The sequence below is a fragment of the Acetobacter sp. genome, from assembly GCF_047723915.1.
Lineage (GTDB): Bacteria > Pseudomonadota > Alphaproteobacteria > Acetobacterales > Acetobacteraceae > Acetobacter.
In genome coordinates this window covers 1-6696 of sequence record NZ_JBDOBQ010000047.1, presented here as the reverse complement: position 1 = coordinate 6696, position 6696 = coordinate 1, and the positions used below count along the sequence as shown (strand labels likewise).

General features: G+C 60.0%; 6 protein-coding genes, 1 tRNA gene and 1 pseudogene. 6 read left to right on the top strand and 2 right to left on the bottom strand.

The features are described 5' to 3' along the window. Positions 1 to 318: pseudogene (locus tag ABF990_RS14470) on the bottom strand (endoglucanase); the annotation flags it as partial. Between the two features lie 102 nt (positions 319 to 420). Next, the gene (gene ruvX / locus ABF990_RS14465) at positions 421 to 888 is read right to left on the bottom strand and encodes a Holliday junction resolvase RuvX (RefSeq protein ID WP_415490905.1); all 468 of its coding nucleotides are present in this window, start codon (positions 886 to 888) and stop codon (positions 421 to 423) included. 81 nt (positions 889 to 969) lie between these two features. On the opposite strand from ruvX, the gene gatC reads away from it, so the two are divergent. The 6 genes from gatC to ABF990_RS14435 all read left to right on the top strand — a co-directional run bounded on the left by gatC (position 970) and on the right by ABF990_RS14435 (position 6487). Then, positions 970 to 1257 carry an Asp-tRNA(Asn)/Glu-tRNA(Gln) amidotransferase subunit GatC gene (gene gatC, locus ABF990_RS14460; protein ID WP_415490906.1) on the top strand — a complete coding sequence of 96 codons (288 nt, stop codon included), beginning with the start codon at positions 970 to 972 and terminating at the stop codon, positions 1255 to 1257. Beyond that, positions 1257 to 2744 carry an Asp-tRNA(Asn)/Glu-tRNA(Gln) amidotransferase subunit GatA gene (gene gatA, locus ABF990_RS14455; protein ID WP_415501032.1) on the top strand — a complete coding sequence of 496 codons (1488 nt, stop codon included), beginning with the start codon at positions 1257 to 1259 and terminating at the stop codon, positions 2742 to 2744. The genes gatC and gatA overlap by 1 nt, the downstream gene beginning before the upstream one ends. Beyond that, positions 2741 to 4195, top strand: coding sequence for an Asp-tRNA(Asn)/Glu-tRNA(Gln) amidotransferase subunit GatB (gene gatB, locus ABF990_RS14450; RefSeq protein ID WP_415501031.1), 1455 nt, complete (start codon positions 2741 to 2743; stop codon positions 4193 to 4195). Before gatA ends, gatB begins: the two co-directional genes overlap by 4 nt. Before the next feature lie 124 nt (positions 4196 to 4319). Next, positions 4320 to 4412 (top strand) — tRNA-Ser (locus ABF990_RS14445). A gap of 164 nt (positions 4413 to 4576) precedes the next feature. Continuing rightward, entirely contained in the window at positions 4577 to 5641 is a 1065-nt protein-coding gene (locus ABF990_RS14440) for a tyrosine-type recombinase/integrase (RefSeq protein ID WP_415506664.1), read from the top strand. A 51-nt stretch (positions 5642 to 5692) separates the two neighbouring features. Next, a complete protein-coding gene (locus tag ABF990_RS14435; protein WP_415494967.1) occupies positions 5693 to 6487 on the top strand; it encodes a hypothetical protein in 795 nt (264 codons plus the stop codon). The last annotated feature ends 209 nt before the right edge of the window (positions 6488 to 6696 follow it).

Genomic DNA, 6696 nt, shown 5'->3' with positions numbered 1-6696 from the left:
CCCGCTCTTCGTCTTGTCCCAGGCCGTCTCGCTGCCGTTGGGGGTTTTGTCCCATACCTTCTCGGTCCCGCTCTTCGTCTTGTCCCAGGCTGTCTCGCTGCCGTTGCGGGTTTTATCCCAAGCCTTCTCGGTCCCTGCCTTGGTCTTGTCCCAGGCGGCGGAGGTATCGCTGCGGGTCTGCTGCCAGGCCTGTCCCAGCACGCCCTGCTGCGTATTGGGCTGCACCGTTGTCTGCGCATGGGCCGCAGGCAGGCTGCATGCAAAGACGGCGGCCCCCATCATGGTCAGAACGGCGGAAGAAAATAATTGTCTGGTCACGCGGTTCTCCTTCTCACTGTTATTCCAACTCTGGTTTCCACCATGGCCGGTCTTTATGGCAAATATGAGCCTCCACCCGGTCAAGCACCCGTGAGCAGGCCGCTAAAGGGCGGCAAGCCGGTCCAGCGCCGCCTGCAGGATATACGCCGCAGCCAGCTTATCCACCATCTCGGCCCGGCGGGCGCGTGTCAGGTCGGCCTCGTGTATCAGCATGCGGTTAACAGCCGCTGAAGACAGCCGTTCGTCCCACAGGCAGGCGGGCAGGCCCGTCTGTTCGGACAGGGCCATGGCCCAGTCCCGCGCGGCCTGCGCCGCAGGGCCAAAAGACCCGTCGAGCGAAAGCGGCACCCCCACCACCATGCCCGCTATGCCGTGTTCGCGCGCCAGGGCGCCAATATGGGCCGCCATAGGCCCCAGCTTGCCACGTTTGAGGATCTGGAGGGGGGAAGCCACCATGCGCAACACATCGGACATGGCCAGCCCCACCTGCTTGCTGCCGGGGTCTATGCCCAGCAGGCGGGCGTGGGGGGGCAGGGTTGCGGCAAGGTCTTGCAGGCTGAGAAGAGTCATACGCCATGGTATGTTGCACCGCCCCCGATTATGCTAGGGGCTTTTCACCATATCAGCCTGAACAAAGAGGGGTCCGCTTTCATGTCGCTAGACCTTGCGACCACCCGGCGCATCGCCACACTGGCCCGCATCGGCCTTGAAGACGCAGAGCTTGAGGCCACACGCCAGAAACTGAACGATATTCTGGGCTGGATCGACCAACTGGCCGAAGTGAATGTCGACGGTGTGCCCCCCATGGTGGGGACCGAAACAGAAACCCTGCGCCAGCGTGCGGATAACGTGACCGACGGCAACTGCCGCGACGCCCTGCTGGCCTGCGCGCCCGAAACATCCGGGCCTTTCTACACAGTACCCAAGGTGGTCGAATAATGCTGACCCGACTGACACTGACCGAAGCCCGCGCGGGCCTGAGCGCGCGCAAGTTTTCCGCGCGTGAACTCGCCAAAGCCCATCTGGACGCCATAACCCGGCTGAATCCGGACCTGAACGCCTATATCACCACCCTGCCCGAACAGGACGTGCTGGCCGCCGCCGATGCCGCCGATGCCCGCTACGCCGCCGGCACTCCGGGCCTGATGGATGGCCTGCCCGTGGGGGTGAAGGACCTGTTCTGCACCAAGGGCGTACGCACCACCGCCGCCAGCAAAATTCTGGCCGATTTCGTACCCCCATATGATAGCACCGTCACGGCCAACCTGCTCCGCGAAGGGGCGGTGTTCCTGGGCAAGACCAATCTGGACGAGTTCGCTATGGGGTCGGCCAACATGTCCTCCGCCTTCGGGCCGGCCACCAACCCGTGGAAAAAAGCCACGGCCCCGGACGTGGCCCTGGTGCCCGGCGGGTCTTCGGGCGGGTCGTCCGCCGCCGTGGCCGCCGGTCTGGCGCTGGCCGCCACCGGCACGGATACGGGCGGGTCCATCCGCCAGCCTGCCGCCTATTGCGGGATCGTGGGGCTCAAGCCCACCTATGGCCGGTGCAGCCGCTGGGGCGTTATCGCCTATGCAAGCTCGCTCGATCAGGCCGGCCCCATGACACGCAGCGTGGCCGATGCCGGGCTGATGCTCGAGGCCATGGCAGGGTTCGACGAACGCGACAGCACCAGTTCCAACCGGCCGGTTCCCGCATTCCATAAGGCAGTGGGCAAAAGCGTAAAAGGCCTGCGTGTGGGTATTCCCGCGGAATACCGTGCCCCCGGCCTGCCGGCCGAAATCCAGGCCATGTGGGACCAGGGCATTGCGTGGCTGAAGGAAGCCGGGTGCGAGGTGGTGGATGTCTCCCTCCCCCATACCCGCTATGGGCTGACCAGCTACTACATTATCGCCCCGGCGGAATGTTCGTCCAACCTCGCGCGCTATGACGGTATCCGCTTTGGCGCACGGGTGGATGCCCCTTCCCTCGACGGCGTGTACGAAGCCAGCCGGGCAGCGGGTTTCGGCCCCGAGGTGCGCAGCCGTATCCTGATGGGCACCTACGTGCTGTCCGCCGGGTATTATGACGCGTATTATCTCAAGGCGCAGAAAGTCCGCACCCTCATCCGCCGCGATTTCGAGCAGGCGTTCGAAAACGTGGATGTGCTGCTGACCCCCACAGCCCCCTCGGCCGCCTTCGCCCAGGGTGAAAACATGAACGACCCGGTGCAGATGTACCTGAACGATATTTTCACCGTGCCCGCCAGCCTGGCCGGTGTGCCTGCCCTGTCCGTGCCCGTGGGGCTGGATGGCGCTGGCCTGCCGCTTGGCCTGCAGGTGATCGGCCGACATTTCGATGAAGAAACCGTGCTGTCCATTGGCGGCGCGCTGGAAGCGGCGGCGGGCTTTACGCATCTGCCCGCCGTCCATGCGGGAGCAGGCGCATGAGCTACGTGATCGAAGGGCAGACCGGCCCGTGGGAAATTGTGGTCGGGCTTGAAGTCCATGCCCAGGTTGTCAGCCACTCCAAGCTGTTTTCGGGGGCCTCCACCACTTTTGGGGCAGACCCCAACACACAGGTCAGCCTGGTGGACGCGGCCTTTCCGGGCATGCTGCCGGTCATCAACCATGAATGCGTGGCACAGGCCATCCGCACCGGCCTGGGGCTGAAAGCCCAGATCAACCTGTACAGCCGGTTTGACCGCAAGAACTACTTTTATGCCGATCTGCCGCAGGGTTACCAGATCAGCCAGTTCGCCCACCCGATCGTGGGCACAGGCACCATCAGCATCGAACTGCAGAATGGTGAAACGCGTGAAATCGGCATTACCCGCCTGCATCTGGAACAGGACGCGGGAAAGCTGCTGCACGACCAGGACCCCACCAAATCCTTTGTGGACCTGAACCGCGCCGGTGTGGCGCTGATGGAAATTGTCAGCGAACCCGATATCCGCGCACCGGAGGAAGCAGGGGCCTACCTGCGCAAGCTCCGCCAGATCCTGCGCTACCTGGGCACCTGCGACGGCAATATGGAGGAAGGCTCCATGCGCGCGGACGTGAACGTGTCTGTCCGCAAGACGGGTGAGCCGTTCCGTACGCGCTGCGAAATCAAGAACGTGAACTCCATCCGCTTTGTCATGCAGGCGATCGAGGTGGAAGCCACCCGCCAGATCGAAATCTGGGAAAACGGCGGCGAAGTCGATCAGGAAACCCGCCTGTTCGACCCCGGCCGGGGCGAAACCCGCACCATGCGCTCCAAGGAAGACGCGCATGACTACCGCTATTTCCCTGACCCTGACCTGCTGCCTCTGGTGCTGGAACAGACATGGGTGGATGAACTCAAGGCGGCCCTGCCCGAACTGCCCGACGCCAAGCGTGCGCGCTTTCAGCACGAATACGGCATTCCCTTCTACGACGCCGGGGTACTGGTGGCCGAACAGGCCGTGGCCGACTACTACGAAACCGTAGCCAGGGGGCGTGACGGCAAGCTGGCCGTAAGCTGGGTAACGGGGGAACTGTTCGCGGCCCTGAACCGTACCGGCACCAATATCGAGACCAGCCCTGTCAGCGCAGACGCACTAGGCAAGATGCTGGATCTGATCGCGGACAAGACCATCAACGGCAAGATCGCCAAGGAGGTTTTTGAAGACATGGTGGAATCCGGCGACAGCCCGGAGACCATCGTGGAACGCAAAGGCCTGCGCCAGGTCACCGATACCGGCGTGATCGATGACGCCATCACGGCGGTGCTGGAAAAACACCCCGACAAGCTGGAGGAATACCGGTCCGGCAAGGACAAGCTGTTCGGCTTTTTTGTCGGCCAGGTGATGAAGGAAACCAAGGGCAAAGCCAACCCCGCCCTGGTGAACGAGGCGCTGAAAACCAAGCTTGACGCATAAACCGGCACAACAAAAAACCACAGGCCGAAAAATAAGCGCCAAATAGGCCCACAGGGGGTTTGACGGAACGCGTCGAACCCCCTACAAGCAGCGATGCAAACGTCGTGTATGTGCGCTCTTCGGCGGAGGGGTGGCCGAGTGGCTGAAGGCGGCGGTTTGCTAAACCGTTGTACGGTGTCAAGCCGTACCGTGGGTTCGAATCCCATCCCCTCCGCCAACTTTCCCATATAAATCAACAAGTTAAGAAGTCGGATTCCCGGCTGTTCCGGCTCTGTTCGGGGGCTTTTACGGACTTTCGTCGGCCTTTTTTGCGACAATTTGCGACAATCGCTAAAATTATCCCCAGAGACGAACGGGGTTCGTTCGTGTGGGGATGCAGAAATGGCAAAGCACGAGAAGACGAAAGAGCCTGGGATTTACCGTCGTGGCCCAGGCCAATACGAGGTCAAAATCCGACGCAAGGGGGTCGCCGCCAGCCGAACCTTCGACAGTTTTGCCGAGGCCGTCCAATTCAAGAACGAGACGGTCAGCAAGATCGACGGGAACACCTATGTTGACCAGACCAGGGAGCGGGAAACCTCGCTCTCGGATGTCATCGACCTGTATCTCAAGCAGGTAACTCCGACCAAACGAGGCGCCGTTCAGGAGGCGAATCGCCTTCAGGCGTGGAAGAAAGAGGTCGTCGCGGCCTATCCTGTCATCTCTGTGGAGATCAGTGACATCGTCGCGTGGCGTGACCGCCGGGTCAGCGAGGGCAAGGCTCCCTCGACCATCTATAATTCCCTGAACCTCCTGTCGTCCGTCTTCAAATGGGCGCGGCAGCATGGATACAAGGTCGATAACCCATGCGAAGGCGTCTCCAGGCCAAAGCCGAACGAAGGGCGATGTGTCGATCTGACTGACGAAAATGAAGCGAAGCTACTGACCGCTTGTGAGAAGGGGCCGGGCTGGCTCGTCTGGTTCGTGAAGATCGCGATGTTCACCGCGATGCGCCAGGGCGAGATTCGGGCCTTGAAGTGGAAGGATGTCCACGACACCCATATCCACATTCCCCGATCCAAGAATGGTTCTGCCCGCGATGTGCCGCTTACGTTTGCCGCGTCGATCTGCGTTCAGGAAATGCGGAAGGCTCTGCCCCGTCGGTTGGATGGATGGGTCTTTGGCGACCCGGATGCCTCACCCGAAGACGGCGGATGCACAACGACCATGGTTCAGAACAATTACCGCGCCGCGACACGCCGGGCCGGCCTTGCTGGCGAACTGACCTTCCACGACCTGCGCCATGTGGGATGCACCCGTTTGGCTCCACTCCATCGTGACTGCTTCGAACTGGCCAAGACCACCGGGCATAAAGACCCGCGCATGCTGATGCGGTATTACAATCCAAGCATCGTCGATCGCGTCGCCCAGATCAGGGCGAGAGAAAGGGCGTTGGCGATGGGGTGATGAGGCAACAGGTAACAACAGCAGACTTCATATTAAAAGGAAGGATTACTAATGACACTCGCTCCGCAGGAAATAGTGAGCTTGATTGGTCAGGGGGTTAAAAATGCTTTCAAGACCAGCATCCAATTTTTGGGTATCGAAATTGATAGGTTTAACAACACTGACATACATCCGGAATATTTGACGACGGTAGAGGTGGCTAAGTCACTTATTTCTGGTGATCGGCATGTGAGTCTTGAAACTCATATGAAGGAACTACGCACAAGGGCACGTCAACTTGCCTCAATGGACAGAACGAGGACAGGCGCTACCCTTTCTAGTATCGATGCTACTCTTGCGGGTTATCGATTTGGAAAGGCGGATAGCCAGAGGCTCGACATCCTCGTTCGACTTGCGGAGGAAGACCGCCCTCCTCTGCTTATGGTTGAGGCGAAACTCGGTGATGGAAAATTGCCGGGTATAATTCAAGATATTGATAGAATTCTTCGTCTATTCGATATGTATGACTCTCTCGGTTTATTAACTAATTACAAAGTTTATGGTGCGGCGGTTTTTCATTCCATGGAGGAGGGTAACGCATCAGCCACGACTACGGTGGCCGCCCAAACTTTGCTGACCGCTGTAAACGCATATCTTGCCTTACCCTCGGTTGCATCGGGCAGGTCTTGGTTACATACAAAGGCAGGATTGTTGCAAAGCTGTGCAGTTTCACAACCCGTTACTGGATATGTCGAGGACTATGACGACGGACAGTCAGAAACTATCTTTGCGAAGAAGAGTTTCCGTTTCGCGCCGGGTCTTATTCTTCTTGGTAACGATCCGACTATCCGGCATGTGTCATTCTGACGGGTAGCCCGGAGACTGGCCAGTTCCGTCATCCACAAGTCCATGTCCTCCTGTCGGGCCGGGAAGTCAGCTATTCCTTGGGATATTTGGATAGGGGCGTTTCCGCGCCCCCGGCGGAGCCGGGGCATACCGTCAGCCTTCTCGAAAGCCCCCCTGCCTTCCTCATAAACGCAATGCGACCTCGAATACGACTCAAAAAGGGTGGTTTA

Coding starts and splice junctions, on each gene's coding strand:
- gatA (WP_415501032.1), top strand. CDS start 1,257: ATGCTGACCCGACTGACACTGACCGAAGCCCGCGCGGGCCTGAGCGCG.
- gatC (WP_415490906.1), top strand. CDS start 970: ATGTCGCTAGACCTTGCGACCACCCGGCGCATCGCCACACTGGCCCGC.
- ruvX (WP_415490905.1), bottom strand. CDS start 888: ATGACTCTTCTCAGCCTGCAAGACCTTGCCGCAACCCTGCCCCCCCAC.
- gatB (WP_415501031.1), top strand. CDS start 2,741: ATGAGCTACGTGATCGAAGGGCAGACCGGCCCGTGGGAAATTGTGGTC.
- ABF990_RS14435 (WP_415494967.1), top strand. CDS start 5,693: ATGACACTCGCTCCGCAGGAAATAGTGAGCTTGATTGGTCAGGGGGTT.
- ABF990_RS14440 (WP_415506664.1), top strand. CDS start 4,577: ATGGCAAAGCACGAGAAGACGAAAGAGCCTGGGATTTACCGTCGTGGC.